Annotated in this window: 29 protein-coding genes; 5 read left to right on the top strand and 24 right to left on the bottom strand. The window is 55.1% G+C overall.

Annotation, left to right across the window (positions count from 1 at the left end):
- Positions 1-59: 59 nt before the first annotated feature.
- The 7 genes from HZU72_RS06560 to HZU72_RS06530 all read right to left on the bottom strand — a co-directional run bounded on the left by HZU72_RS06560 (position 60) and on the right by HZU72_RS06530 (position 6316).
- The gene (locus HZU72_RS06560; RefSeq protein WP_180091072.1) at positions 60-1553 is read right to left on the bottom strand and encodes a sodium:solute symporter family protein; all 1494 of its coding nucleotides are present in this window, start codon (positions 1551-1553) and stop codon (positions 60-62) included.
- Positions 1546-1773 carry a hypothetical protein gene (locus HZU72_RS06555; protein WP_180091071.1) on the bottom strand — a complete coding sequence of 76 codons (228 nt, stop codon included), beginning with the start codon at positions 1771-1773 and terminating at the stop codon, positions 1546-1548. Before HZU72_RS06555 ends, HZU72_RS06560 begins: the two co-directional genes overlap by 8 nt.
- Before the next feature lie 11 nt (positions 1774-1784).
- Positions 1785-3206 carry an amidase gene (locus tag HZU72_RS06550; RefSeq protein WP_180091070.1) on the bottom strand — a complete coding sequence of 474 codons (1422 nt, stop codon included), beginning with the start codon at positions 3204-3206 and terminating at the stop codon, positions 1785-1787.
- A 149-nt stretch (positions 3207-3355) separates the two neighbouring features.
- A complete protein-coding gene (locus HZU72_RS06545) occupies positions 3356-4267 on the bottom strand; it encodes a LysR family transcriptional regulator (protein WP_180091069.1) in 912 nt (303 codons plus the stop codon).
- 9 nt (positions 4268-4276) lie between these two features.
- A complete protein-coding gene (locus tag HZU72_RS06540; protein WP_180091068.1) occupies positions 4277-4753 on the bottom strand; it encodes a GNAT family N-acetyltransferase in 477 nt (158 codons plus the stop codon).
- A 60-nt stretch (positions 4754-4813) separates the two neighbouring features.
- Positions 4814-5503 (bottom strand): 5,6-dimethylbenzimidazole synthase, encoded by a 690-nt coding sequence (bluB, locus tag HZU72_RS06535; RefSeq protein WP_180091067.1) that lies wholly within the window; start codon positions 5501-5503, stop codon positions 4814-4816.
- Positions 5504-5560: 57 nt separating this feature from the next.
- Positions 5561-6316, bottom strand: coding sequence for an NAD(P)H-dependent oxidoreductase (locus HZU72_RS06530; protein WP_180091066.1), 756 nt, complete (start codon positions 6314-6316; stop codon positions 5561-5563).
- An 88-nt stretch (positions 6317-6404) separates the two neighbouring features.
- Here HZU72_RS06530 and HZU72_RS06525 point away from each other — a divergent pair, with 88 nt between their 5' ends.
- Positions 6405-6563, top strand: coding sequence for a helix-turn-helix domain-containing protein (locus tag HZU72_RS06525; RefSeq protein ID WP_180091065.1), 159 nt, complete (start codon positions 6405-6407; stop codon positions 6561-6563).
- 19 nt (positions 6564-6582) lie between these two features.
- Here HZU72_RS06525 and HZU72_RS06520 read toward each other — a convergent pair whose 3' ends face one another.
- Complete coding sequence (locus tag HZU72_RS06520) at positions 6583-7071, bottom strand: MarR family winged helix-turn-helix transcriptional regulator (RefSeq protein WP_180091064.1); 489 nt, start codon at positions 7069-7071, stop codon at positions 6583-6585.
- A 98-nt stretch (positions 7072-7169) separates the two neighbouring features.
- On the opposite strand from HZU72_RS06520, the gene HZU72_RS06515 reads away from it, so the two are divergent.
- Positions 7170-8108 (top strand): EamA family transporter, encoded by a 939-nt coding sequence (locus HZU72_RS06515; protein WP_180091063.1) that lies wholly within the window; start codon positions 7170-7172, stop codon positions 8106-8108.
- A 78-nt stretch (positions 8109-8186) separates the two neighbouring features.
- On the opposite strand, the gene HZU72_RS06510 is transcribed toward HZU72_RS06515, so the two are convergent.
- From HZU72_RS06510 to HZU72_RS06470, 9 genes are all read right to left on the bottom strand, one after another.
- Positions 8187-8612 (bottom strand): GNAT family N-acetyltransferase, encoded by a 426-nt coding sequence (locus tag HZU72_RS06510; protein ID WP_180091062.1) that lies wholly within the window; start codon positions 8610-8612, stop codon positions 8187-8189.
- Positions 8613-8635: 23 nt separating this feature from the next.
- Positions 8636-9142: a 2-thiouracil desulfurase family protein gene (locus tag HZU72_RS06505; protein ID WP_208457994.1), complete on the bottom strand. Its 507-nt coding sequence runs from the start codon at positions 9140-9142 to the stop codon at positions 8636-8638.
- A 375-nt stretch (positions 9143-9517) separates the two neighbouring features.
- On the bottom strand, positions 9518-9811 hold the full coding sequence (locus HZU72_RS06500) for a type II toxin-antitoxin system RelE/ParE family toxin (protein WP_180091060.1): 294 nt from the start codon (positions 9809-9811) through the stop codon (positions 9518-9520).
- Positions 9804-10046, bottom strand: coding sequence for a type II toxin-antitoxin system ParD family antitoxin (locus tag HZU72_RS06495; protein WP_180091059.1), 243 nt, complete (start codon positions 10044-10046; stop codon positions 9804-9806). Before HZU72_RS06495 ends, HZU72_RS06500 begins: the two co-directional genes overlap by 8 nt.
- A 121-nt stretch (positions 10047-10167) precedes the next feature.
- Positions 10168-11535, bottom strand: coding sequence for an N-succinylarginine dihydrolase (gene astB, locus HZU72_RS06490; protein ID WP_180091058.1), 1368 nt, complete (start codon positions 11533-11535; stop codon positions 10168-10170).
- A complete protein-coding gene (gene astD / locus HZU72_RS06485; RefSeq protein WP_180091057.1) occupies positions 11532-13004 on the bottom strand; it encodes a succinylglutamate-semialdehyde dehydrogenase in 1473 nt (490 codons plus the stop codon). Before astD ends, astB begins: the two co-directional genes overlap by 4 nt.
- A 50-nt stretch (positions 13005-13054) precedes the next feature.
- Positions 13055-14086: an arginine N-succinyltransferase gene (gene astA, locus HZU72_RS06480; RefSeq protein ID WP_180091056.1), complete on the bottom strand. Its 1032-nt coding sequence runs from the start codon at positions 14084-14086 to the stop codon at positions 13055-13057.
- Positions 14086-15150 (bottom strand): arginine N-succinyltransferase, encoded by a 1065-nt coding sequence (locus HZU72_RS06475; protein WP_180091055.1) that lies wholly within the window; start codon positions 15148-15150, stop codon positions 14086-14088. Before HZU72_RS06475 ends, astA begins: the two co-directional genes overlap by 1 nt.
- Before the next feature lie 50 nt (positions 15151-15200).
- Positions 15201-16415, bottom strand: coding sequence for an aspartate aminotransferase family protein (locus HZU72_RS06470; RefSeq protein WP_180091054.1), 1215 nt, complete (start codon positions 16413-16415; stop codon positions 15201-15203).
- A 245-nt stretch (positions 16416-16660) separates the two neighbouring features.
- Between HZU72_RS06470 and HZU72_RS06465 the strand changes: the two genes are divergently transcribed.
- Complete coding sequence (locus HZU72_RS06465) at positions 16661-17455, top strand: SDR family NAD(P)-dependent oxidoreductase (RefSeq protein ID WP_180091053.1); 795 nt, start codon at positions 16661-16663, stop codon at positions 17453-17455.
- Positions 17456-17474: 19 nt separating this feature from the next.
- On the opposite strand, the gene HZU72_RS06460 is transcribed toward HZU72_RS06465, so the two are convergent.
- The 3 genes from HZU72_RS06460 to fabV form a co-directional block, all read right to left on the bottom strand.
- Entirely contained in the window at positions 17475-18452 is a 978-nt protein-coding gene (locus HZU72_RS06460) for a GlxA family transcriptional regulator (RefSeq protein WP_180091052.1), read from the bottom strand.
- 177 nt (positions 18453-18629) lie between these two features.
- The gene (locus HZU72_RS06455) at positions 18630-18845 is read right to left on the bottom strand and encodes a hypothetical protein (protein WP_180091051.1); all 216 of its coding nucleotides are present in this window, start codon (positions 18843-18845) and stop codon (positions 18630-18632) included.
- 55 nt (positions 18846-18900) lie between these two features.
- Positions 18901-20112 (bottom strand): enoyl-ACP reductase FabV, encoded by a 1212-nt coding sequence (gene fabV / locus HZU72_RS06450; RefSeq protein ID WP_180091050.1) that lies wholly within the window; start codon positions 20110-20112, stop codon positions 18901-18903.
- Positions 20113-20408: 296 nt separating this feature from the next.
- Between fabV and HZU72_RS06445 the strand changes: the two genes are divergently transcribed.
- The gene (locus tag HZU72_RS06445; protein WP_180091049.1) at positions 20409-20795 is read left to right on the top strand and encodes a DUF7079 family protein; all 387 of its coding nucleotides are present in this window, start codon (positions 20409-20411) and stop codon (positions 20793-20795) included.
- A 20-nt stretch (positions 20796-20815) separates the two neighbouring features.
- Here HZU72_RS06445 and HZU72_RS06440 read toward each other — a convergent pair whose 3' ends face one another.
- Positions 20816-21307, bottom strand: coding sequence for a glutathione peroxidase (locus HZU72_RS06440; protein ID WP_133730221.1), 492 nt, complete (start codon positions 21305-21307; stop codon positions 20816-20818).
- Between the two features lie 58 nt (positions 21308-21365).
- Complete coding sequence (locus HZU72_RS06435) at positions 21366-21983, bottom strand: LysE family translocator (protein ID WP_180091048.1); 618 nt, start codon at positions 21981-21983, stop codon at positions 21366-21368.
- A 274-nt stretch (positions 21984-22257) separates the two neighbouring features.
- On the opposite strand from HZU72_RS06435, the gene HZU72_RS06430 reads away from it, so the two are divergent.
- On the top strand, positions 22258-22992 hold the full coding sequence (locus HZU72_RS06430; protein WP_180091047.1) for a YebC/PmpR family DNA-binding transcriptional regulator: 735 nt from the start codon (positions 22258-22260) through the stop codon (positions 22990-22992).
- On the opposite strand, the gene HZU72_RS06425 is transcribed toward HZU72_RS06430, so the two are convergent.
- On the bottom strand, positions 22989-23840 hold the full coding sequence (locus HZU72_RS06425; protein ID WP_180091046.1) for a mechanosensitive ion channel family protein: 852 nt from the start codon (positions 23838-23840) through the stop codon (positions 22989-22991). The genes HZU72_RS06430 and HZU72_RS06425 overlap by 4 nt on opposite strands.
- Positions 23841-23867: 27 nt before the next feature.
- Positions 23868-25016 (bottom strand): hypothetical protein, encoded by a 1149-nt coding sequence (locus HZU72_RS06420; protein WP_180091045.1) that lies wholly within the window; start codon positions 25014-25016, stop codon positions 23868-23870.
- Between the last annotated feature and the right edge of the window lie 36 nt (positions 25017-25052).

Genomic DNA, 25052 nt, shown 5'->3' with positions numbered 1-25052 from the left:
TGCAAAAAAGCACTTTAGTACAAAGGTAGTCGATAACCATGAATAGATTAAGTCAGCACTCACACCGTAGCTCTACATCCCCGCTGGGTAAAACCTCGTGGTGCGGCAATACGAAAGAAGCGCTCCACCACCTCAGCGTGGGTAGCAGGCGTCATCAATGAGACGGCGACAAATACCGGCAAATTGAGCATCAGCCCCCAGAAGCCCGCGTGAATACCCATTGGGTGTGGCCAAAGAGTAGTAAACGCCACGGTAATCAGGAAGCCCACCACGATCCCCGCCATGACGCCCAAGCGAGAAGCCCGCGGCCAGAAAAACATGCCGATAAAGGCAGGCAGCACCTGGGAGGCAAACCCAAGCCCCACTAGCAGAATCATTACCAAACTGCCGGGCTCGGCAATCGCGAGCGGCGCGACCACGAAGAACATAATGGGCAGGATCAGCAGCCGCGCAAGTTTTCCAGTAACGCCATCCGAAAGTTTTAACACTGGCTGAAGAACATCTTTACTAAGTGACAGCGATACCGAATGAATAAACGGCTCGCTGGAAGACATTGAGGCTGCCAGGGTTCCCGCGCCGAGCAATCCTACTAATACCACCGGCAAGTGCTGCATGGCGTACTCAAGTACCACGGTATCGGCCCGGGACAATTCAGGTAGCGAGAAAATACCGATAAAGCCTACAACGACCATAGGCAGAATAACCACGTAATACGTAGGCAGCCACGTCGCGCTGCGACGAATAGTACGTGCAGAGGAGGCGCTCATCCACTGCGTCCACACTGGCGGCATAAATGAGAACATGGAAACGATGATCGAGGTCGTCCAGAAACTAAAGCTCATATCGCCACCTGCCCCTGGCAGGGTGAGAAACTCACTATGCTCGGCCTGAATGCGCTCGAATACTCCAGCAAAACTTAAGCCACCGGTTGCACTATGCACTGCCCACAAACCAACCGCCCAGGCGACGATCAGCATCAACACGCCTTGAAAGGCATTGGTGCGACCAATCGCCCGCTGACCGCTGGCGTAGAGATAGACGGCAATGCAGGACAGTACCAGCACGACCCCCAACCAAATCGGAATCAAACCGCCGCTCATCACAAACAGAATATAAGCCGAACCTATGGTCTGCAGCACCGCATAAGCAATGGAGCCAATCGCCATGACAATTGCCGCCAGTGCGCCCAGCGCGGGGCTCTGGTAGCGGTCAGCAATGGCGCTTGCCTGAGTTACGTGGCCAAACTGCTCACCGAACTGCCACACTTTAGGGCCAAAATACCAAGCGACCAGCGCTAGGTACGAGAGGTAAATAGCTACATAAAACACCGCCACCCCTTTGGAATAAGCCCATCCGGGCGCTCCCATAAAGGTGTAAGCACTCACACTACCAGCGGCAATAAGCAAGTAAAGCGTCACCGGCCCCATGCTGCGGCCCGCCACGCCCCACTCCTCCAAGCTATTCATGGAACGCCCTGCTCTGGCGCGTAGGCCAATCACCATGGCAATGGCGACATAGGTCAAGGTTATCAACAGTGGCCAAGGGCTATTCATGGTCGTCTCGCTCCACAATGCGATTTCCGATCAGCATCACCACTACGCAGGCAAAAATCACCAGGTAGCTCCACACCACTAACAGAGGCAAGCCCATCACTAAGGTGGCTCTGTTTACCCAACCAATCACCGGCCACGTTCCCGCCAGCACCAGCAGCACAAACGCAATTAACAGCCCCCAGCCCGCCCGGGAGGTAGGCAGTACCAATAAACGTTCCATGAGTGTTCCTCTTATTTAACTGCAGAGTTAATCACTGGCAGCATCGGCCAGCGCGTGGGCAACGCCAAACGCGTTTCTAGCTGCCTTGCCAGTTTCAGCACAAAGTGATCTCCAAAGCGCGGGCCAACCAACTGCACACCTATCGGCATATTGACGGAACTAGCGGAACGGCTAAACCCAGCATTAAGCGAGATCGCAGGCTGCTCACCCATATTCCACGGCACGGTGTAAGCAATGTGCTCAAAGGGCTGACGCGGATCATTGGTAGGCGATGGCCACTCGGCTGGGAAGGTAATATTGGGTGTGGTGGGTGAAATCACCGCATCGATCTCATCAAATACGGCTTCTGTGGCGCGTCGCATCGCCATGGTTTGCTGAAAACCGTGCACTGCTTCTACGCCACTTAAGTGTGCACCACCGTCGGCCCAAGCTAAAATGGCAGGCAACACTTGCTCACGCTCGTTAGCCGAAAGCTTTAACAGCTCGCCCCATTGACGGGCCTGCCAAAAGTGATCCAGTCCATCTAACATTTCTCGAGTCAGCACTGGCGCCATCGGCACCAGCGTTGCCCCAGCGGCTTCCAACTGCTTTGCGGCCTGTTCCACGTGGTGGCGAATCTCATCATCCAAAGGTAACCCGCAGCCCGCCTCCATCATCACACCCACTCGCAAACCTTTAACGTCGAGCTCCAGATCCATCCAGTCAATCGTTTCCGGCGGCAGACGCATCGCATCGCGTCGATCTGTACGGGCAAGCGCCGTCATCATTAACGCGGCATCCTCTATGCTTCGGGTCATCGGGCCGGCACAGCGGCCTACATAATAAGGGTCTATCGGTACCCGGCCCAGAGTGGGCTTAAAGCCGACAACGCCGCACCACGCCGCTGGGAGGCGTACCGAGCCACCAATATCGGTGCCCACATGCAGTGGCCCAAGCCCAGCAGCGGCGGCAGCGCCAGCGCCTGCGCTTGAACCGCCGGTATTACAAGCTAAATCCCATGGATTGCGAGTCAAACCATGAAACGACGAGAGTCCGGATGAGAGCATGCCAAAGTCGGGGCAGGTAGTTTTCGCCAGCAGCAGAGCGTTATCTTCCGCTAAGCGAGCAGCGGGGGGAGCGTCTTCGATGGCAACGGACTGCTCGCCAAGCCCGGTTCCTACCGGTACCGGCATGCCTTTCGTTGCAATCAACTCTTTAAGGGTGATTGGCACGCCATCCAGCGCGCCGCTAGGTTGCCCCTTAGCCCAGCGCTGGGTGGAGGCTTCGGCTGCTTTAATGAACGCATCAGGCTGATAGGCATACAGCGCATTGATGTGCGGCTCCCAGGCGTCGATATGCTCAACCAGGGCGCTGGCTACTTCAGTTGGCGAGAACCTATAAGCTCGGTAGCCATCAATTAATTGAGTGGCGGTGAGTTGGTGTAGTTCAGGCATCACATTACCTTTTGCTGTTGTTATCAGGCTGACGTTATCAACAAGCTCAGCATGAACCCACACCGTGTCTTCTGCTATTTCAATCTTGGCCGCAGCGTGTCCACTTTTTGTGTGCACTCTATTCTTTCAGGATCTTCTTTCAATATCTTTCAAGATGAAGGAGATTGCAGTGTTTGTAGGGCATTTGCCAGCAGCGAAAGGCACGCCTCGGTGGCAAAGCTACGCTGGCGATGACGATAAACACAGAGATCCACCCGCGCTGCTTCAAGCTCTGAAGAAGCCAAGGGCATGCTAACGAGTTGACCTAATTGGCACTCACGAGCTACCGCCATCGGTGGCAATACCAGAACGCCTGCACCGTTAAGGGCGAGTGCTTTTTGAGTTTCCAGTGAAGCAGTTCTAAAGGTGGGGGCCAGAACTATCCCGTCCTGATGAGCGGCGCGCTCCAGCGCTTGGCGCACGCCATAAGATTCATCAGGCAGGATCAGCCGGTGCGCTGCCAGGGAGTGAAGACTTACCTCAGAAGCTGCGGTCAATGGATGGCCTGGAGCCATCACTGCATGGTGGCGTAACTCGGCGCTAGCAAAGGGCACAATGTCATCATGGCGGGGCATAAAGAAGGACAAGCCAATATCGGCATCACCTCGGCGCAGCGCCTCCACCATTTGGCTAGCGCTGACAATTCCGATATCAAAACTCAAATGGGGATAGCGCTGCCCCATCTTGGCTAACGCAGGTGCTAGCAAGCCAGCCACAACGCCTTCCGCCACCTGCAAACTGACCCGCCCAGTTCGCAAGCCCTTCAAATCGGCAATGTGTTCCTGAACCCGCTCTAGGTCTCGGAGAGTGCGCTGCGCCTGGGCAGCTAACAACTCCCCCGCCGCCGTTAGGCTAATGCCGTTGGGGCCGCGCTCGATGAGCGGTGCGCCAAGCTGATGTTCCAGTAAATCGATCTGGCGGCTAATCGCCGTGGGGGCAATATGCAGTTGGGAGGCTGCTTGGCGCAGCGAACGACACCGGGCCACAGTATCGAAATAGAATAATGCGCGGCCACTGATCATAAGCGCCCCTTAAAGCCCCAACTGCCGCGACATCACCGTGACGGTTTCACCCCGGTACTCAAGGCTTTCTACATCTTGCCAACCCAAGCGCCGATAGAGTGCCTGCTGGTCGGGGGTATAGAGATAGAAGTGCCGTATGCCACTCTCTATTGCTTCCTCCTCTACCCGTTTCACCAACCCAGAAGCAATACCCTGCCCCCGCCATTCGGGCACGACAAATACGGAGGCAAGCCAGGGGGTAAATTCGCGACGAATGCTCATATCATCGGCAATTAGGCTGGCGGTTCCCACAGGGGTTTCGGCTTGCATGGCCACAAAGATGGAAGGCACACTGCCCTGGCCACATTCGGCTTTTAAACGTTCAATAGCTTTTTCTTGGGTGAGACCTGGGTGCAAATGACCCCAGGCTTCAAATGTCCAGTCCGCAACTAACGCAACATTTGGATCGTCAGCGCTGAGTCGTTTAATGGTTATATCGCCCCACATGGTTCGCTCCAGACCTTATTTAGCACAAGCGAATACATTAGCGGCAAATAAGGTGTAGCGCTATAGCGCGTCAAGCCAGGGTGCTGCAAGCGGCTGCCCCCACTTATCGCCATGCACTAGCTCACTTAATGGTAAGCGAGAGCGCCAGCCTTTGGCTTCAAGCTCCGGCTGAGTTAAAAACTCGCTCACATAGCCAAGGCAGAGATACGCCAAGGGATAAACGTGTTCAGGCAGGTTCAATGCCACGCTTAGCTTCTCTTGGTCGAGAATACTCACCCAACCAACACCAATACCTTCTGCCCGCGCAGCCAACCAGAGATTCTGTACAGCGAGACAAGTGCTGAAAAGATCGGTATCCACCATACTATTGCGCCCCAGCACGTGAGGGCCGCCCCGGCTGCGGTCGCAGGTAATACAGAGATTAAGCGGGCTCTCCATAATACCTTGCAGCTTAAGACTGCGATAATGCGCTTGACGCTCGCCATCAAAACGTTCGGCGGCTTTCTGATTCTCCTGCTCGAACATCGCCAGAACCGTTTCCCTGACGCTACGACTTTCAATCACGATGAAATCCCAGGGCTGCATAAATCCCACTGAAGGCGCATGATGCGCTGCCTCCAAAAGGCGGGCCAGTACATCAGAAGGTATCCTGTCGGGCAGAAATTGCGAGCGCACATCGCGCCGCTCGTGTATGGCGCGGTAGAGCCCACGGCGCTCAGCATCGGAAAAACGGTGGTTCGAGGTGGTCATGGCGCTGATTGGGCCTTTTGCTGATCTGTTTTATAGACAGTAAGAGTCTACACGAGCTCAGCCTAGCCGCCATCTCAGCGGGTTTGTTTGGCGTAAAACGCCGTCATCGTCCCAGTCATCCCATCCTGTAAAGGGGATGGGCAGTTCGCTGTCCAAGTTTCTCAGACGAGCTACCCAGGCCGCTTTGCAGGCCTCTAGGTGACCAATGATGTCAGCTTCCTCTTGGTAACGAATACCACCGCCCTGAATGCCATAGCTCACCTGAGGCGCCAGCACGTCAAAGCCAACGTAGTACAACGATGCGTGTATGGGCCACAGCCAGTGCACCATATTGCCAGCTCGGCCAAAAGGCTGAAATGCTTTCTCCGGAGAACCCGTGGTGACTGATAGCATCGCCGTGCTACCGCGATAGTAGCCCCGGTCGTAACGCATGCGGCTTGTATAGCGCCCGCCATACACCAGCACCCGATCAAACCAGCCTTTCAAAATGGCAGGCTGGGCGTGCCACCATAAGGGAAACTGAAAGATCACCAAGTCAGCCCACTCCAACCGCGCCAACTCCCGCTGGACATCCTGCGGTAATGTGTTTTTCTCGTAGTGAGCCCGCTGCTCATTGAGGGGATAGAAGTAATCCGACGCCACGGCGCTATGCGGATATTGCTCAGGGCGCTCCACCGGATCAAACTGCTCAGCATAGAGATCATCCACTTCCACTGTATGCCCCTCGCCCACCAGCTGCTCTACCGCCCCATCCACTAGGCCGCCATTAAACGACTTGCGTTCAGGATGAGCCAAGACGATCAACACATTCATTCTGCGCTTCCCCTATTGATTGGTTCAACGACAGACTAACCTGTTCAAATACGCTCAAACATTCGCGAAAAATGACAACTCAGTTTGCATGAATGAACAGCAAATAAGCTGGGACGATCTAGCAATTGTAGAGGCGGGGTCGCTATCCGGCGCCAGCCGAGCGCTGCGTATCAACCATGCCAACGTCTTCAAGCGTTTAAGCGAGATGGTACAAAGTCTAGGCGTGACTCTTTTCAATAGTGACTAAGTTGCTGCTATGACACATATCACTCCTGCTCAAATCCCGCTAAGAACTGCTTAAGCAGATCATCGAGTTGCGCTCGTTGCTCTTCAGTCAGGCCGCTTACCAGCTGCGCCTGGGTTTCCACATGGGCAGCAACGGCTTCATCGATTAACTCGAATCCACGTTGAGAAAGAGAGATGAGAAAACCACGACCATCGTCAGGGTTTTTGACACGCTCGATCAAACCCGCCTTTTCCAGTTGATTGATGCGGTGAGTCATGGTGCCTGAAGTCACCATGGTGGATGTCATCAAATCCCCCGGCGATAGCGCGTAGGGCGCCCCCTCACGGCGAAGAGTTGCCAGAACGTCAAAGCTCGCGTCAGTCAGACCGTATTTCGCCCAGATCTTCTCCATCGCGCGCATTAAGGCGTGGTTTAGACGCTTGACTCGCCCGAGGGTGCCCATCGGAGCTACATCGAGGTCAGGCCGCTCCTGCCGCCACTGTTTAAGAATGTTGTCTACATGATCCATAAGCGTATTTTGCGCTTAATTAGCTTGACGTCAAGATTAATTGCACATACCTTGATATCAAGATACTTTCAAAAACGGTATGAATGAGAACATCGCTAATGACATCATCAAGCACTACCTGCACACACTCACGCAAAAGAGCTTGGCTTACCCCTCTGGTGTATCTGCTATCCGGTGGTGCCTTGCTGGGTCTATCGACTAATTTGGCAAAACTTGCCGGTGACATTCAGCTGCCAGCGCTCGCTTTTCTGTTCTGGTCGATTTCAGGGGCGGCGCTTATTCTGCTGATGCTTGCGGCCTTCCGCCACAATCTACCCCCAGTAAACGGTCGCACCGTTGAGTATTACGCTATTTCAGGGCTGCTGGGCGTGGCAGGTGCCAACCTACTCTTTTTCTCAGCCGTTCCCCATGTGGGTGCTGGATTCGTAGCATTAATCATCACCCTGCCGCCGCTACTCACCTACGGCGGCGCACTAGCGTTAAAAATGGAGCGGTTTCAGGTGTTGCGAGCGGCGGGAGTAATATCAGCCCTGGCAGGGGCCGTCGCCCTGGCCTTTCATAAGCTTTCCGCGCCGGATGCCGATTATCTCTGGATTCTCCTCGCTTTGATCGGGCCCGTGCTGCTGGCCATCGGCAATCTTTATAGAACCTTGCGCTGGCCAGAAGGCGTATCCAGCGATGCGCTGGCGCCGGGGATGCTTATCGCCGCGGCCATCATTCTACTCAGCGTGGGGTTTCTGCCGGGCTTCTCACTGAACGTTCCGACAGAACGCTCCCTGCCGTTCTTGCTGATTGCACTCCAGGCGATGATCTTCGCAGGCCAGTTCTTACTTCTCTTCCTGCTGCAGAAAAGTGGCGGTCCGGTGTTTCTGAGCCTATTGGGTTCCGTCGGCGCCGTGGTGGGCGTTCCGGTCGCCATAGTGTTGCAAGGAGAGACCGCTCCCGAAGGCTTACTGCTTGGCACCCTATTAATTGGAGCCGGCATTACCCTGCTCAATATTGGCAAAATCAAACAAGCGCCTAATAGAGCCGCCTAAACGAAGGGAACTACGATCATGGCAGGCCGCCCCATAAAGGGGCTCATCAGTAGCCGTTAAACAGCCTTATTTTTACTATTAAATAAGGCGCCGCTGCATGTAGTGAGTATTATTTTCCGTTTTACAAATGCGAAACCCCATACGTTCGTATAGCGCTATTGCTGGGTTGATACAAAACACACGCAGCCGAAGCAAGCGGATGCCCGACTGTTGGGCGATTTCCTCCGTGTAGCGAATGGCCGTTGTGCCTAAGCCTTGACGCTGCCACTTCTGATCAATTTGTAACTCTCGAATATAGTAAGCGGCTTCATCGTGGTTTATGCATAGCAGCCCCACTCGTGAAGCATTTATGACTAACGCGTAGCTGTCTAACTCATCCCACTGTTTATCAAACAGGGCTGTATTCCAGCGCATATCCAACTGTTCGTAGTAGGCAGACATATTTTGGCGAATTATTTTTTCCGCGAACGCCTTGTCGTTAGTAGACCGAATAATAGGCGTCATATCTCGATATCCTAGTGCTGCTTTCACGAACTTGTAGCAAGAAGTACAGTATTAGCTTTGGCTATTTCATACTGACTAAACACGTGAACACCATGTTCCCGGAGCAGTGCGGCTGCCACTCCCATACCCGGTATTTGTTTACCAGAGAAACTGCCGTCATAAATAGCGGAGCTGCCACATGAGGGGCTGAACTCAGCAAGCACTGCGATATCGATATCGAATTTACGGCAAAGGTTCAAAGCGATAGAGGCACCTGCTAAAAATTCATTGGTCACCTTGCCTCCATCGTTTTCGATAACATCGACCTCACCGTTTAAAACGCCCTTACCACTGCCTTGGAAAATCTCCGCGGGCGGCCTGGGAATACTCATCCCTGCCTCAACTTCAGGACAAACAGAAACGATTCGGCCTTCAGAACGCCACCGCTCAACGATCTGATCATCCACGGAAAGGGCGCCACCATCATAGCGAACCTTTTTACCCAAAAGGCAAGCGCTCATTAATACCCTTCTCAAATCGCCGGTCTCCAGAACGGTGGTTAACTTAAGACTGATACTTCATATGCCCCTAACTGAGTGCTCTCTTCTTATTATCATCCATCAAACTTTAGCTATTTTCAAAAGTACACATCGATGATGTCCTGCTTCGCGCTTGAAGCCACTGACGCACTATTTCAATGCTCTCTTCATTCACTAACAGCCCCAAGTGCGATGTGCCGGGGACAGTGACGACATCGGCGTCAGGGACATGCGGTCAAACCGCCTGCATTTGTTCTGATCGGCATTGAAAACAGCACACCTATCATTAAGGTCAACATGTATGTCGCAATGCGACTTCCTGAGAGCACGATGCCTTTAGGACAGGACTCGGTCGTTAAGATGCTATCAGGCCTTTTACGCTCATCGTCATAGTTCAAAAACATGTTTCAGCGGTTCCATCTGCTGATGGAGTATCCTGATGACAAAAATATCTTGCTCACGTTGCCGGTAAAAAATGGCGTGTCGTTGGTGATCATGACGACGTACCCCATCGCAGATCTCTGGGCACTCATAACCCATTAGCGGCGAACCAGACAGTAGGCGCAAGGTGCCCTCAAGATTATCAGTGTAAGCATCAGCCTGAAAAACGCCGAAGTTAAGCAGGGTATATTCGTAAATAGATGCAAAATCTTCTGCCGCCAGGTTAGACAGCTTATACATGGTGTTTCTGTTTTACCTGCGCGGCTATATCATACAGGGACAAACCGCTTTCTCCGCTTAGCTCCCCGGCTTCAACAGCACTTCTCAACGCGGCAGTTTGATGTTCCTGGCGCTCAAGTAATCTCAAGGCTGAACGCACGACCTCACTGGTTGAGCCGTAGCGACCAGACGCAATCAATTTCCCCACAAAATCGTCTAGTTGTTCGCCGATAGTAATGCTCGTTGTTCTGGGCATAGCCAATCCCCTGTGTGAATAGTTAACACAAATAATAGCATCCTTGGATGTCCCTGCAAGGGCCATGACCTCAAGGCGGCTAGCCTATGGCTTTTCCATACAAACCAATTGATGGGGGCTCCTACCCCAACTGAAACGGGTAAACAGACCCGATCTTGAGTAACTGGGTGAGTTCATCCAGTGCAGCAAGTGACTCTTCCGCCAGCTGTGGATCGGCCAAATCGTCCGGGGCGAGGCGATCGCGGTAGTGGCGCTCCACCCACGCGGTCAGATCAGTGTACAGTGCATCGGAGAGCAGCACGCGGCCAGAAAGCGCTGCACGCTCGGCCTCCGTTAGCACCACGCGCAAGCGCAAGCAAGCGGGGCCACCACCGTTGCGCATGCTCTGCTTGACGTCTTTGACGATTACCTCACTGATCGGGTTATTGCCCGCCAGCAGATAGTCTTGAATGGTGCGCCATACCGGCTCGCGCTCCTGGCATTCGCTGGGCACTACTAACGTCATGGTGCCATCGGGGTTGGAGAGCAACTGAGAATTAAATAGATACGAGGCTACCGCATCCTCCATGCTTACCGCTTCCAAGGGCACGCGCACGGGAATCAGCGGGCTGGCCATTTTGGCGCGAAGTTCGTCCAGCGTACCTTCTTCATCCAGAAACGCCATTTCGTGGTAGAGCAGCACGGGGCCGTTGCCCACTGCAATAACGTCATTATGGAAGACACCCGCGTCGATGGCGTCCGGGTGCTGCTGGGCGAATACCGTTTGCGCTTCCGTAAGCCCGTGCTGGCGGGCTACCGCCTGGCTGGCTTCCAGCGTTTGCCGGGCGGGGTAGCGCTGGGGTTCGCGCTCGCCGCTACGCACGTCACCAAACGTCTGGCGGCCATATACAAACAGGTGAATGCCGGGTTCGCCGTGCTCACCACACAAACGGGTGTGATTGGCTGCACCTTCATCGGAAAAGGCTGGAGTCGCGGGCAGCACCGGGTGGTGGCAGAAGTGTTGTTCGTCGCGGAAGATCGCTTTCAGCACGCGTCCCGTGGTTTGCGGCTCCAGGTAGCGGTGAAAGCTGGACTGAAGATTCGCTGGGGTGAAGTGTACCCGGCTATCGGGTGCATCCATGCTGGGGGTAATAGTGCCCGCGTTAGCCGTCCACATACTCGAAGCCGAGCACACCGCCCGAAGCAGTTGCGGCGCTTCTTTAGAAGCACGAGCCAGCACCTCACCATTACTACCGCTAAAACCTAAATCGCGCAGTGCGCCAATATCGGGGCGCTGTTGGGGTGGCAGAACGCCTTGAGCGTAGCCCGCGTCCATCAGCGACTTCATCTTAAGCAGCCCCTGCAGCGCGCCCTCTTTGGGATTGGAGACCAGACCGCCGTGACTCATGGACGCGACATTGCCTACGGCCAACCCAGAGTAGTTATGGGTTGGGCCGACTAGGCCGTCAAAATTAACTTCCTTGACGCTACTGATGCCAGCGGCACTCATAGGCTCACTCCCGGCGGCAGGGTCTCGGGCATCTCCAGGCTGTCAGCTTCCATGGAGGCCACCGGGTAGGCGCAGTAGTCTGCCGCATAAAAAGCGCTGGGACGGTGGTTGCCACTGTCCCCCACGCCGCCAAAAGGTGCATCGCCGGAGGCACCGGTGGTTTGGCGGTTCCAGTTGACGATTCCGGCGCGAATACGCAGCAGGAAGTCGTCCCAATCGGCTCGATCGCCGCCAATTAAACCGGCGGAGAGCCCGTAGCGGGTGTTATTGGCAAGCTCTAGCGCTTCATCCCAATCGCGATAGCGGTGGATTTTCAGCAGCGGGCCGAAGTGCTCCTCGTCCGGCACGTCAAGACCGGTCACATCAATCAGCGCGGGACTTAACAGGCTGGTGTTCTCTTTCAGGCGCTGCATGCGATTGATCACCGTACCGCCCATGGCCTCCAGCTCCTCTTGGGCCTTGAGCAGGCCGTCCGCCGCCGCCACGCTGACCAAACCGCCATAAAATGGCGCAGGATTTTCTTCGAACTGGCCCGCCACGTGCAGCTTAGCGATCGCCTCTGAAAGCGCATCGATCAAGCGATCACCGGCTGCACCCTCCGGCACCATCAAGCGCCGCGCGCAGGTGCAGCGCTGCCCACCAGAGAGATACGCCGACTGCATAATGGTCAATACCGCGGCGCGCTCGTCGTCGACATCCTTCACTACCAGGGGGTTATTGCCGCCTAGTTCCAGCGCAAGGATTTTATCCAGCTGTCCGGCAAACTGCTGGTGCAGCATGCCACCCACTTTGGCGCTACCGGTAAACAGCAGGCCATCAATATGGGGGTTACCTGCCAGCGCCTGACCTACCGGCACACCACCTTGCACCAAGTTAATGACGCCTGCCGGAAGCCCGGCCTCTAGCCAGCACTGCAGGGTCAAATCCGCGGTAAGCGGGGTTTGGTCGCTGGGCTTGAAGACCACACAGTTACCCGCCAATAGCGCAGGCACCATATGGCCGTTGGGCAGATGGCCAGGGAAGTTGTAAGGGCCAAACACCGCCATTACACCATGAGGACGATGGCGCAGCACCGCGTTTGCACTACCCACCACTTTTGCCCGTTCACCGGTGCGCTCGTTATACGCTTTAACCGACAGCGCCACCTTGCCCACCATGGCTCCCGCTTCGGTGCGCGCCTCCCAGAGCGGCTTGCCGGTCTCAGAGGCAATCGCCACGGCCAGGTCTTCACCACGTGTTTTTAGCACCTCGGCAAATCGCTCGACTAGCGCCTGTCGCTCGGCAAAAGGTGTGCGCGCCCAGCCGGGGAAGGCGCCGCGAGCGGCTTTCACAGCGGCCGTGACCTGTTCAGAGCTAGCCGTCGCTGCTTGCCATAGCGACTTGCCAGAAACGGGGTCGTGCTTGCTCAACGGTTCTGCGTCGCCTGCAACCCAGGCGCCATTGATCAGTTGCTGCTGTTGGGCGTGCATTGTTCTCTCCTTGACGTAGCCAAACGGTTGGGTACCTAGGTTTTCCGTGCTCAGGTTTCCAGCAGGCGAAGTTGATCACCGGTGGTGACGCCTAAGCGGCTAGCTTCCTGCTCGCTAAGCACGATGGTGTTGTCAACGGCAGGCGCGCGGCCTACCCAACTGGCGGTAAAGTTCAGCATCTGGGTGGTGGCGGCCAGCCAGCGGCTGACACTCTCTTCACTGGCAGCGGCAGAAACTTCCACCTGGCAGAGCCGTGAGTTGCGGATGGCGCGTACGTCATCAATGTACGCCTCCACCGTTGGGCCACCGTCGAAAATATCGATATAGCCTTCCCAGCGCAGCCCCTCTTTCTTAAGCATTTCCAGCGCCGGGCGAGTGTGGCGATGCACCTGACCAATACAGGCCCGCGCCTCTTCGGCCATAAAGGTGGTGTAAATGGGGAACTTAGGCATCAGCTCGCCAATAAAGCTCTTCTGCCCCAGGCCGGTTAAGCGGTCAGCTTCGCTGAAATCCATAGGGAAGAAGTGTTTGCCCAGGCTCTCCCAGAAAGGGCTGGTGTTGTTCTCATCAAACACGCCACGCATTTCCGCTAATACTTTGTCGGGGAAACGGTCGCGAAACTGGGCAATAAACAGCCAGCGCGCCTTGGAGAGCAGCGCGCCGTTGCGCAAGTGGCGATTGGCTTCACCGCGATACTCGGGGCGCAGAAACAGCGAGCACACCTCAGCATCACCGGTGTGGTCAGAGCTTAAAAACAGCGTATCGATGGTACGGTGCAAATCAAGCTGAACCGAGGAGTGGGCCAAAGTGCCCAGCCGATAGTTGTAGAACGGCACTTCGCGCCCGACTTGTCCCTCAATGGCGCAACAGCCCGCCAACTCGCCGCTTACTTCATCCTCTAGCACAAAGAAGTAAAGCCGGTCATCCACCGGGGTGCGCTCTTCAAAGGCACTGGCAGCCGCTTCAATCTTACCGGCTAGAAACTCGCGATTATCCGGCAGCGAGGTAAAACCAACACCCGCCTGCTGCGCAAGCGCCTGAAGCCCATCCAGATCATCACGGGCAATGGGTCGAATGCGCATTACATTTCTCCTTCATCGAGCGCGTCTACCACGGTGGGTAGCGTCAGCGGCGCAGCAAGCACCGCTCGTCCTTCCGTGACGCCCAGCCGTTCGGCATGCTCCGCTGAGAGCATCAACTGACCCGTGGGTGACAGCGCGTAACGGGCGACGATGCAGCGAAACTCGCCCAGTTTCTGATTGGCAACCAGCGCGGGCTCGGCATCCGGCAATGCATGCTCAGGGCGTATCCGTACCGGGTGCCAGGCGGCACTGCGGAAGGTTTCCAACCGCTCGCGCTCGGCTTTGACAATCGGCCCGGCGTCAAAAATATCCACATGGCGCGAACGCACGAAGCCCTCCGCCAGCATCTCCTCCAACGCCTCTTCATGAGCAGGGTGCTCACGACCTATCGCCGCCCGCGCCTGGGGCGTTAGCAGCGGCAAATAAAGGGGAAACTGGGGCATTACTTCGGCGATAAAGCTTTTCGAGCGCACCCCGGCAATGTGGTTAATATCCTGGAAACTGCGGGCGAAAAAGTGCCGCCCCACGCTCTCCCAGAACGGCGATTCACTGCGCGTATCCAGGTAGCCGGGAAACGCCACCGCCAGAATGCGCGAAAAGCGCTCGGGGTACTGGGCGATAAACATCAGCCGCGCCCGGCGCAGCAGGCTCTCCGCGCTGGTGCCTTTATAACGCGGGTTAAGTGAAAAGGCGCACAGCAGGGTAGCGTCCGAAACTTCATGGGAGAGCGCTAGCGTCTGCACTTCGCGACGTACGTTCAACTGCTGGGAGGCGTGAATCAGCGTTTCCTGACGGTAGGTGTAGTAAGCCTCATTGGCACCCGCCTGGGCACGTATGGTGGCTGTACCGAGCACTTCCTCGCGTGAGTCGTCAGCCAGCACAAACGTATAGTGCTCGTTTTCTGGAAACTCGACGTCGCCGTTAAAGGCGTCTTGAGAGCGCGCAATGCGCTCCTGAAGCCGCTCACGGTTAGCAGGCAAGTTAGTAAGCTTAGGCACTGCATGCTCGGCTAATTGCTCAAGCGCCTCGAGATCAGACGCTTTAACGGGTCGGACTACCAGCATCCTCGATGCCTCCCCTTCAGTTAACACGATTGACGCAGCCTGTTGTTCACTCATGCTGCCGCAACTAATCGCTCAATCGCGCGCTCTAAGCGGGTCATGCCCTCGGCGATATCCGCTTCAGGAATGACCAGAGAAGGCGCCATGCGCAGCACGTTCGGCCCGGCAATCAGCGCCATCAAGCCCTCTTCAATCGCCAGCGGCAGTATGTCTTTGGCACGCCCTTCATAGGCATCCGACATCTGGGCACCTATTAATAAGCCCATACCGCGAATCTCTTTAAACACGCCATGCTTGCGGTTGATGGTTTCTAAATGCTCGCGGAACAGATCGTGGCGATGTTTAACGCCTTCGAGCACCTCGGGCGTATCGATAAGCTCTACCGCCGCCAGAGCAACGGCAGATGCCAGCGCATTGCCGCCGTAAGTAGAACCGTGGGTGCCAACAACCAGCGATTTAGCCACCGAGTCGATTGCCAACATGGCGCCAATGGGGAAACCGCCGCCCAAGGATTTGGCACTGGTAAGAATATCCGGCGTAATGCCGTAGTTCTTATAAGCGTAGAGTTCGCCGCTACGACCAACGCCGGTTTGCACCTCATCAAAAATCAGCAGCGCATTGTGCTCGTCGCAGAGATCGCGCAACCCTTGGAGGAATTCTTGGGTGCCGGGCACGATACCTCCCTCGCCCTGCATGGGTTCAACCATAATCGCGCAGGTGTCGTCGCCCACCAGCTTGCGAACGCTATCCAGGTCATTGTAATTAGCGTGCAGAATTCCGCCCGGCACCGGGCCAAAACCCTGGGAGTACTTGGGCTGGCCACCCACGCTGACGGTGAAGAAGGTGCGGCCATGAAAAGATAGGTAGAACGAGATGATTTTATCTTTCTGCTCACCGTGATTATCCACCGCCCAGCGGCGTGCCAGCTTAAGCGCAGCTTCGTTGGCTTCACCGCCGGAGGAGCATAAGAACACCTTATCGGCGAAGGTGCGCTCGACCAGCGTCTTGGCCAAATTCAGCGCTGGCTCGTTGGTATATACGTTGGAAAGGTGCCACAGCTTCTCGCCCTGCTCTTTGAGCGCATTGACCAGCACTGGATGGCAATGACCAAGGGAGTTAACCGCGATGCCCCCGGCAAAGTCGATATATTCACGGCCCTGTTGATCCCACAAGCGGCTACCTTCACCACGCACGGGAATGACCTGCTGTGGTGAGTAGTTGGGCGTCATGTAGTGGTCGTAATCTTGACGGCTTGGGGTATGGCTCATGGGTCGCTATCTCCAGTGGAGGAAAGGAATGAAAACAGTATAAGCGGGCAATAAGGGTAACCGCTTTCAGCAATGGGACGGCAAATTATGAATAGCGGCGCCTAATGAAGTTAGGTACTGCCTTGAAGAACCCTAAAAGAGCTCCATACTTATTAGCAAGCTATGGAGTCATGTGTTGCGTACTCCTGTATTTCATAGATCTGTATAGTGAAGCACCGACACTCAGGACGAGAGGAGACCAGCGTATGCAGATTGATCTAAGCGGCAAACACGCCATTATCACGGGTTCTACAGCGGGCATCGGTTTTGCAATTGCTCAAGGGCTCGCCAAGGCAGGCGCTGACGTGGTCATAACAGGGCGTACCCAAGCACGTGTTGATGGCGCCATCACCGCACTTAAAAAAGACACTCCCAATGCCAAGGTAGAAGTCGTGGCGGCTGATCTCGGCACCGCTGAAGGTTGCCAAACGCTTATTAAACAGCAGCCCAGCGCGGATATCCTGATCAATAACGTAGGCATTTTCGGCCCGCAGGACTTTTTCGATGTAGATGACGCTACGTGGCAGCAATTTTTCGATATTAATATCATGAGCGCGGTGAGGCTTTCCCGTCACTACGCCCAGGGCATGCGCGAGCGCGACTGGGGCCGTATACAGTTTATCTCCAGCGAGTCAGGGATCAACATCCCTGGTGAAATGGTGCATTACGGCATGACCAAATCGGCGCTGCTCTCCTTCTCTCGCGGGCTGGCCAAAGTGCTCAGCGGCACCCAGGTCACCGTGAATGCCATTCTACCTGGGCCGACCCGTTCAGAAGGCGTGCTCAAGATGATCGGGGAAATGGCGGAAAAAGAGGGCATTTCTCAGCAAGAGATGGAAGAACGCTTTGTTAAAGAGAACCGCCCCTCTTCAATTATCCAGCGCCTAGCAACACCCGAAGAAGTCGCGAGTATGAGCGTCTACGCCGCTTCTCCCCAAGCCAGTGCAACCACCGGGGCGGCACTGCGTGTGGAAGGTGGAATTGTGGATACATTAACCTGAGCCCTCTAATCTTATCCTTCTAACCCAGGCGCTCTTCTCTCGGCGTCATGCCGAAATGGTGACGGTAGGCGGTAGAAAAGTGCGCGCCTGAGGAAAATCCCGTGGCAAACGCAATATCGCCTACCGGCCGGTCACTATCGCGCAACTGTTTGCGCGCCTCTTGTAAGCGTAAATCCAGGTAGTAGCGACTAGGCACCGCCTGCAGATACTTCTTAAATAGCCGCTCCAACTGACGCCGAGAGATCCCCAGATGTTCGGCCAGTTCCAGGGTCGAGAGCGGCTCCTCAATATTGGCTTCCATAAGCGTAACAGCCTCCACCAGGCTTTGCGGCGCATGCCCCAGGCGGCTACGCAGCGGCACATGCTGGCGCTCATCTGCCAAGCGAATGCGGTCACAGACAAACTGCTCAGACACCTGCTCCGCCAAGCGGGCACCGTGATGCTGACCAATCAGCGTGAGCATCAAATCCATGGCCGCGGTTCCCCCCGCGCAGGTCAGCCTGTCGCGATCAATCTCAAACAGCTGTTGAGAAAGTGTCACTTGCGGATAGGCCTGAGAAAAAGCCTCAAAACGCTGCCAGGGCAGCGTCGCACGATAGCCTTCAAGCAGCCCACAGCGCGCCAACACTTCCGTGCCCCCTGCCAACCCACCCAGTGCCACACCGCGCCCCTGGTGCCCACGTAGCCACTCATTCAACTTTGCGGGTAACGTATAGGGCAGCGGCGTCGGTGCGCATATCAACAGCAGGTCAAGCGGGCCTAATGCGGTACTTAATGCGTGCTGAGCAATGAGCGAAAGCTGAGCACCGCTGCGAACGGGCTCGTCATTGAGACTTAATGTGACGGTGTGGTAAAGCATCTGCCCACTCAGCTGGTTAGCCATTTGTAGCGGTTCCAGTGCGCTGGCGTGGGTCAATAACGAAAAACCTGGCAGCAGCAGAAAGGCCACCCGCCGACGAGGTAGCGCTGCCTGTGAGGCTAACGGGTTGGGCTGCATGATAACTGATTGAGTTGCATGAAAAGATGCATGAAAGACCGCCATCGACATAGATAAACAATCATCTTACCCAATTGCGTAGAGGATGGCAGCGTTATGACCACTGCAACAAAAACGTGACGCATGAATGCAAGTTGCCGGGCGCAAGGCCCGGCAAAAAGAGAAAATGGCTAAGCACTAATTACCCCGGTTAATTATGCCTAACACAACGATACTAACCACAATCACGCCGAGAATGATCACCACTAGCGGGAGTAGCTTATACAGCCCGCCTGGCTGCTTCTTGGCTTCAGGCTGTAGGTGCGGTTTTGAGGTTTCATAATCCTCAGGTATCCGCTCATTGATAATATGCTGCTTCTCTTCTTCCGGGGTTTTGCTTTCCCTAGTATCCATAAACACCTCCAGCGTTCCGGTCGAATTGGGCGGCGCTACCGCCTCTGTGAATGGCTTACAGATTCACGACATCAAACGTAACCTCTGGATTGACGTCGGCATCGTAATCGACATCGTCACGCTCAAAGCCAAATAGCTTCAAGAATTCGTGCTTATAACCAGCATAGTCGGTAATCTCGAATAAGTTTTCAGTCGTCACTTCAGGCCAAAGATCCTGACACGCTTGCTGAACGTCATCGCGCAGTTCCCAGTCATCCAAACGCAGGCGCCCAACGTCATCAGTTACCAATTCACCGCGCTTGCCTTGGGCTGAGTAGAGCTGCTCGCCGAATAGACGGTTCAATTGATCGATCGTGCCTTCGTGCAGGCCCTGCTCTTTCATGATGCGGTAGACCATGGCGATATACAGCGGCATTACCGGAATGGCCGCACTTGCCTGGGTGACCACCGACTTGAGTACCGCCACATTGGCACCGCCACCGGTCTTTTTCAGCTTGGCGTCGATAGCCGCTGCGGCGCGATCAAGGTCTTCCTTGGCTTTACCCAGCGCACCGTGCCAGTAGATCGGCCAAGTAATTTCAGTGCCGATATAGCTAAACGCCACGCTACGCGCACCTTTTGCCAGCACACCTGCTTGGTCAAGTGCTTTCATCCACAGTTCCCAATCTTCGCCACCCATTACCGTAATGGTGTCGTCGATTTCCTGCTGGGTGGCTGGCTCTACTTCTGCTTCAATAATGGCATCTTTATTGGTATCGATAGCGGTGGCGCGGTAGGTTTCGCCAATTGGCTTGAGGCTGGAGCGCTTAAGTTCGCCGCTATCCGGCAGCTTGCGAACGGGTGATGCCAATGAGTAAACCACCAGATCGATCTCGCCCATGTCCTGCTTAATCAATTCAATGGCTTTTTCCCGCGCTTCATGGGAAAACGCATCGCCGTTAATCGACTTGCTGTACAGCCCTTCCTGCTTGGCAAACTTATCGAAGGCGGCACTGTTGTACCAGCCTGCAGTGCCAGGCTTCTTATCGGTGGCAGGCTTTTCAAAGAAAACGCCCAATGTGTCGGCGCCGTAGCCAAACGCTGCAGTAATCCGGGCTGCTAACCCATAGCCACTTGAAGCCCCAATGACGAGTACTTTTTTTGGGCCAGCCTGCTTATCCAAACCGCGAGCGCGGGTCGCTTCAATCTGTTCGCGAACGTTCTGCTCGCAGCCAATGGGATGAGTAGTGGTACAAATAAAGCCGCGTACTTTGGGTTTAATAATCACAGAGAACCTCTTTATCGGATTGATTTAGCTTTTAATATCGTAACTGGCAACATCATAACTAGCGACACCGTTTTGGCATAGTTCTTGGCATAGTTCTTGCCATAGTTCTTGGCATAGCTTTTGGCATAGCAGCGTCATGACTCATAGAGGCTATTCTAGCTGTCTCCGTGCGCGCTGTCCGCTCCATGAGCGACTCTCCATCCTTGAGCTCCTGCCCGCTCTTGAGCTCGGGGCGCATTCGCGTCACGATAGCTGCCACAGTACTTATATCGGCAACGACTTCCCACGAGGCGATCATGAATGCACAGCAGCTAGTAGATGAACGCGGCGATCTATGGCTAGCGCTAGCCCCGCTGTGGCTGGATCGTGAACCCAGCGAACGCGACTACGCGCGTATGGTCGAGGTCATAGAGCGCTATGATATGACGCTAAGCGAGCTCGAATGGATGTTTCGCCTGGAAATGGCACCGGTGATGTCTCGCCATCAGCTTTCAATCGCCAGCGAATGGCGACAATTTGACGACTACAAGCTAATGAAGCAGTTGGTCAATCACAACATGCGCTTGAAGGGCTGGCGACGCAAAAGCTGGGCGCTGTTTTCAGGATTAACGACCATGATGGTGCGTCACCGCTGGAACGCGCTCATGAATCGTGTAGCAGTCGCGCGGGGCGAGCAGGTATAGAAAGATAGTACTTTGTGGGGCTATGGGTAAGTTTGATCCAAGGCTTCTTCCAACGCCAGACGCAATGGACGCCCGTGGTCGCGCGGCCCAAAGCGGGCAATCACCTTGCCATCACGGCCCACCAGGAACTTGGTAAAATTCCATTTAATCAGCTGTGTGCCTAGGACTCCAGGCGCCTCGCGCTTGAGCAGCACAAACAGTGGATGGGCATCACTACCATTGACATTAACCTTTTCCAGTAGCGGAAAGCTGACTCCAAACTGCTGCTCGCCAAACTGGCAAAACGCTTGAGCACTTTCCGGCGACTGGCGGCCAAACTGATTACACGGGAAACCGAGCACAGTGAAGCCACGATCCCGGTAGCGCTGAAAAAGGGTTTCAAGTTCGCTTAGCTGCGGGGTAAAACCACACTGGCTGGCAACGTTAACCACCAGCAGCACTTGGCCGCGTAGCGCACGTAAATTGAACGGCAGCCCTTGGTGGGTATAGCAGTCTTGGTCGTATATTTGCATAAATCGGCCCCACAAAACCCCAAACGGCATAGGTATCACCATGCCACGGCTATGCTTTTTACACCAGCGGTCCAGCCACCACTCGTAGCGCCAGCGCAATTAACAATACGCCTGTGATGCGGTTAATCCAGTGGGCACGCTGCTGCAGCCAGGGCAGAATCTGCGAGTGGGAAAGCATCACCGCCACCAACACGTACCATCCACCATCAATAATCATCGCCGTTAACACAATGATAGCTTTAGCTACCCCACTCATCTCCGGGGTCACAAACTGGCTTAGCAGCGCGACAAAAAACAGAATCAGCTTCGGGTTGCCCAATGCCACCAACACCCCTTCTTTGGCTGCTTGCCCTCGGCTAGTGACGATCGCCTTAGGCTCTAAGGCACCGGCTTTCTCGGCACGCAGCGCTTTAACCCCTAGCCACGCCAAATAAGCCGCGCCGAACCAGGTAATCAGCTGGAACAGCAGCGGAAAACCGGCGATTATCGCGCCTAGCCCCCAAACGGTCAGGAGCGCATAAAAGCCCACCCCAAAGGCATGGAAGATTGCGGCGGTCACCCCAGTAAAACGCCCGCCGCCTAACGTATGGCGCAGTACCAGTGCCAAACTCGGCCCTGGCGACATAGCGCCCATGGCACAAATCGCGGCGAGTGATAGCCAGAGTGTCAATGGCATGCCTGTTCTCCTTGAAGAGTCGATATCACAGTGTGGGAACTGGCAGCCAGTATACGCTAAGCCAAGCAACACTTCGGTAAGCGCCTTAAATAACGCTGTTAGCATGGTACGCTGTTGGGTAAAATTTACTCTTTTCGCTCTATGCAACTTTTCGCTCTTTTTTACTTTTTTGAAAAAAACCGCCCCACCGCTCAATGCGCGGGGCATATAGCAAACATAGGTCTAGAAAACATAGGTCTTGAAAATCTAGGACTTGAAAACATAGGACGGCAACATGGGTAGGGCTTTTCAGAACCGTAAGGAATCCATGGCCAAAACGGCCGATGCAAAGACCAAGGTCTACAGCAAATATGGACGCGAGATTTACGTTTGCGCTAAAGCGGGCGGCACCGACCCTAATGGCAATCTGGCGCTGCGCGGCTTAATGGAGCGGGCCAAAAAAGATCAGGTGCCCTCTCACGTTATTGATAAAGCGCTCGACAAAGCCAGCGGTGCCGGTGGCGAAGATTTCTCGCCCGCACGTTACGAAGGCTTCGGCCCTGGCAATGTGATGGTGATTGTCGACTGCCTTACCGACAACCCCAACCGCACCTTTGGCGATGTGCGCGGCTGCTTCACCAAAACCAAGAGCAAAATCGGCACTCCCGGTAGCGTCAGCCATATGTTTGACCACTGCGCCATCTTCTCCTTCGCCGGAAGCGATGAAGAGGCCGTGCTTGAAGCGCTGATGGAAGCCGATGTAGATGTCACCGACATTGAGCAAGAGGGCGATCGCATCACTGTTTTCGCCCCGCACACCGACTATGCCAAAGCCAAGCAGGCGCTACTGGACGCGTTCGGTGAGATTGACTTCGAGGCTGACGAGATCCAGTTTCTGCCGCAAACCACCACCCCGGTTGAAGGTGACGACGTGGCAATGTTCGAAAAGTTTCTGGGCATGCTCAACGAGCTGGATGATGTACAAAACGTCTATCACAGCGGTGAATTACCCGAAGAGAGTGATAGCTAATCATTACCTCTTGAGTAAGCTGATCCCACCGCGTTGCGGGTATCCAAGGCCGCATCCGGTGGCAACATCGCTGACTGCACCCCCGCGGCACTCAGCACTTTTTTGCCGCGTATAGTGAGGTCGGTAATAAACAGAAACTGCTGACGGGGATCCACCGGATAGGCGCGTATGCGGTAGTGGGTGCCCCAGGGTTTCTCCTCGGCCACCACAATGATTGGCTGGTCGAATTTAAGATAGGCACTGGTCAGCGCTACGTCACGCAGCGCTTTCCGTACCCAGCTTGCCTCGTGCTCAGGGTGCAGATAAAAGCTCGCCACGCACTGCAGGCTGGTACCGCCGTTGTTGGCATTATAAACGGCGTGATCCCACAGCTTTAAATGCGGTACATAGACCAAATCATCGTCAGGGGTTTGGATATCAACGGTGCGTAAGCCAACGTGTTTGACCTCGCCGTAGGTATCTTCAATTTGAACCCAGTCGCCGGGCCGATAAGGCAGCTCTATCGCTGAAACAACGCCTGCTATCAAGCTGCTCACGTAATCTTTCATGGCAAAGCCAATGGCTAAGCCCAGTGCACCCAACAGGGTCACCATGTTGCGCAGCGACGGCTCAATAATAATCGGTACGATGATGGCGAGTGTAGTAAGCAATATCAGCAAGCGCGTCATCGGCACCAGGGCAAAAATACGAAAGCGAACTTGGCCATGCATTCGGTTGCCGATCCAGTTCAGCCCCCGTTGGCTGACAATAATCAGCACGATGGTTGATAGCAGCACGACCCCCAACGTAATCAGCGCTTGGCTATCGATATCGTTAAACAGTCGCGCGTACTTCTGTTGTTCTTCCATGGGTTGCCCTCCGCGGGCCTGTCACTTTTAGAGCGGATCGACCAGATAATTACGCGACTCTAGTAATTGACGAACGCTCGCGTAGCTTAACGGTGTGATCTGCCAACGCCCTTCGCAGCTTGAAACAATGCCTTTGCGCTGCAGAGCTAAACGGGCATTAAGTGCTTCATGGTGTGAGAACGGCAGCACTTCACCTAAAGAGTCGTCATCCAGACCGCCATGAACCAATAACGCATGCAGCACCAGGGTGGCGATATCGCCGGTATCAACGGCAAGTTCCGCCTCTGCGAGGGCATCCACCAGCCACAGGCCCTCTTCATCGTCTGCTTTTGGCTCACGCAACCGCTCGCGCCAGTAGTGCCAAGCAAGACCTATATGACCGCGGCAGTGAGCTGCCAAGCGCTGAAGTTCTTTATTAGGTGCTTTACTCTTTTGCTTAGATACTGAGTCGAACAAGACCGGCTCACCGGTTCGCGTGCTGTAAACAGGCGGAGGCTGCCCCGAATGGGTCGCAATTTGTGCAAAATAGCGCGCCAGCTGCTCGCCCTCCATCGATTGAAGGGTAAACACCGGCGCCCCATCGATACCGATCACCCGTTGAAGGTAAGCGTAGGTCCAGCTGTCGCAACCAATCACACCTTTACCCAAACGGCCACTTAAAGCGCGCTCAAGAAACTCTCGGATACCCTGAATACCCTGGGTGTGGCGTAAAAAATAACGTTCCAGAGCCGGAACTGCCCATTCACGTTGATTGATACCCTGCTCTACCCACTCAGTGCCACCCTCGGCGAGCTCTCTAAGTGAAGGCGTCGGCACGCAAGTGATGCTGCGCGCTTCTGCCCATTGGCTAACCACCGCTGCATGGCCACCATAGGGTGTGGTAATGAAGAAGGTTACCGGCGAGTTCTGGTCATCGAGCTGTTGTGCTAACGCTGTTGCGACGGGTGCCCAATCAATAGGCGGTACTAAATGCGCTAGCCTAACCTCAGGTAGCGAGCGGAGCTCGCTTTCGTCTTTCACCTGCTGCTCAGCGTCGTTTTTGCCCCCCAGCCACGTCGAGAGCGAGCGTAACGAACGTCGCCATTGGCTTGCCTGGGTCTGCTCAGGGGTACGAAATTGATCGAGCTCAACGACCGCCCACAGCGGCGTGTCGGCTGATGATGACTGCTCCCCCATGACCCTGCCCCTATGGCTAGCGATAAGCGCCCATTT

It is taken from the genome of Vreelandella sedimenti, assembly GCF_013416325.1.
In the GTDB taxonomy this organism is placed as follows: domain Bacteria; phylum Pseudomonadota; class Gammaproteobacteria; order Pseudomonadales; family Halomonadaceae; genus Vreelandella; species Vreelandella sedimenti.
Note: the sequence above shows the minus strand (reverse complement) of the source record. Positions and strands in the feature narration are given on the sequence as shown.

Coding starts and splice junctions, on each gene's coding strand:
- HZU72_RS06560 (WP_180091072.1), bottom strand. CDS start 1,553: ATGAATAGCCCTTGGCCACTGTTGATAACCTTGACCTATGTCGCCATT.
- HZU72_RS06555 (WP_180091071.1), bottom strand. CDS start 1,773: ATGGAACGTTTATTGGTACTGCCTACCTCCCGGGCGGGCTGGGGGCTG.
- HZU72_RS06550 (WP_180091070.1), bottom strand. CDS start 3,206: ATGCCTGAACTACACCAACTCACCGCCACTCAATTAATTGATGGCTAC.
- HZU72_RS06545 (WP_180091069.1), bottom strand. CDS start 4,267: ATGATCAGTGGCCGCGCATTATTCTATTTCGATACTGTGGCCCGGTGT.
- HZU72_RS06540 (WP_180091068.1), bottom strand. CDS start 4,753: ATGTGGGGCGATATAACCATTAAACGACTCAGCGCTGACGATCCAAAT.
- bluB (WP_180091067.1), bottom strand. CDS start 5,503: ATGACCACCTCGAACCACCGTTTTTCCGATGCTGAGCGCCGTGGGCTC.
- HZU72_RS06530 (WP_180091066.1), bottom strand. CDS start 6,316: ATGAATGTGTTGATCGTCTTGGCTCATCCTGAACGCAAGTCGTTTAAT.
- HZU72_RS06525 (WP_180091065.1), top strand. CDS start 6,405: ATGAATGAACAGCAAATAAGCTGGGACGATCTAGCAATTGTAGAGGCG.
- HZU72_RS06520 (WP_180091064.1), bottom strand. CDS start 7,071: ATGGATCATGTAGACAACATTCTTAAACAGTGGCGGCAGGAGCGGCCT.
- HZU72_RS06515 (WP_180091063.1), top strand. CDS start 7,170: ATGACATCATCAAGCACTACCTGCACACACTCACGCAAAAGAGCTTGG.
- HZU72_RS06510 (WP_180091062.1), bottom strand. CDS start 8,612: ATGACGCCTATTATTCGGTCTACTAACGACAAGGCGTTCGCGGAAAAA.
- HZU72_RS06500 (WP_180091060.1), bottom strand. CDS start 9,811: ATGTATAAGCTGTCTAACCTGGCGGCAGAAGATTTTGCATCTATTTAC.
- HZU72_RS06495 (WP_180091059.1), bottom strand. CDS start 10,046: ATGCCCAGAACAACGAGCATTACTATCGGCGAACAACTAGACGATTTT.
- astB (WP_180091058.1), bottom strand. CDS start 11,535: ATGAGTGCCGCTGGCATCAGTAGCGTCAAGGAAGTTAATTTTGACGGC.
- astD (WP_180091057.1), bottom strand. CDS start 13,004: ATGCACGCCCAACAGCAGCAACTGATCAATGGCGCCTGGGTTGCAGGC.
- astA (WP_180091056.1), bottom strand. CDS start 14,086: ATGCGCATTCGACCCATTGCCCGTGATGATCTGGATGGGCTTCAGGCG.
- HZU72_RS06475 (WP_180091055.1), bottom strand. CDS start 15,150: ATGCTGGTAGTCCGACCCGTTAAAGCGTCTGATCTCGAGGCGCTTGAG.
- HZU72_RS06470 (WP_180091054.1), bottom strand. CDS start 16,415: ATGAGCCATACCCCAAGCCGTCAAGATTACGACCACTACATGACGCCC.
- HZU72_RS06465 (WP_180091053.1), top strand. CDS start 16,661: ATGCAGATTGATCTAAGCGGCAAACACGCCATTATCACGGGTTCTACA.
- HZU72_RS06460 (WP_180091052.1), bottom strand. CDS start 18,452: ATGCAGCCCAACCCGTTAGCCTCACAGGCAGCGCTACCTCGTCGGCGG.
- HZU72_RS06455 (WP_180091051.1), bottom strand. CDS start 18,845: ATGGATACTAGGGAAAGCAAAACCCCGGAAGAAGAGAAGCAGCATATT.
- HZU72_RS06445 (WP_180091049.1), top strand. CDS start 20,409: ATGAATGCACAGCAGCTAGTAGATGAACGCGGCGATCTATGGCTAGCG.
- HZU72_RS06440 (WP_133730221.1), bottom strand. CDS start 21,307: ATGCAAATATACGACCAAGACTGCTATACCCACCAAGGGCTGCCGTTC.
- HZU72_RS06435 (WP_180091048.1), bottom strand. CDS start 21,983: ATGCCATTGACACTCTGGCTATCACTCGCCGCGATTTGTGCCATGGGC.
- HZU72_RS06430 (WP_180091047.1), top strand. CDS start 22,258: ATGGGTAGGGCTTTTCAGAACCGTAAGGAATCCATGGCCAAAACGGCC.
- HZU72_RS06425 (WP_180091046.1), bottom strand. CDS start 23,840: ATGGAAGAACAACAGAAGTACGCGCGACTGTTTAACGATATCGATAGC.
- HZU72_RS06420 (WP_180091045.1), bottom strand. CDS start 25,016: ATGGGGGAGCAGTCATCATCAGCCGACACGCCGCTGTGGGCGGTCGTT.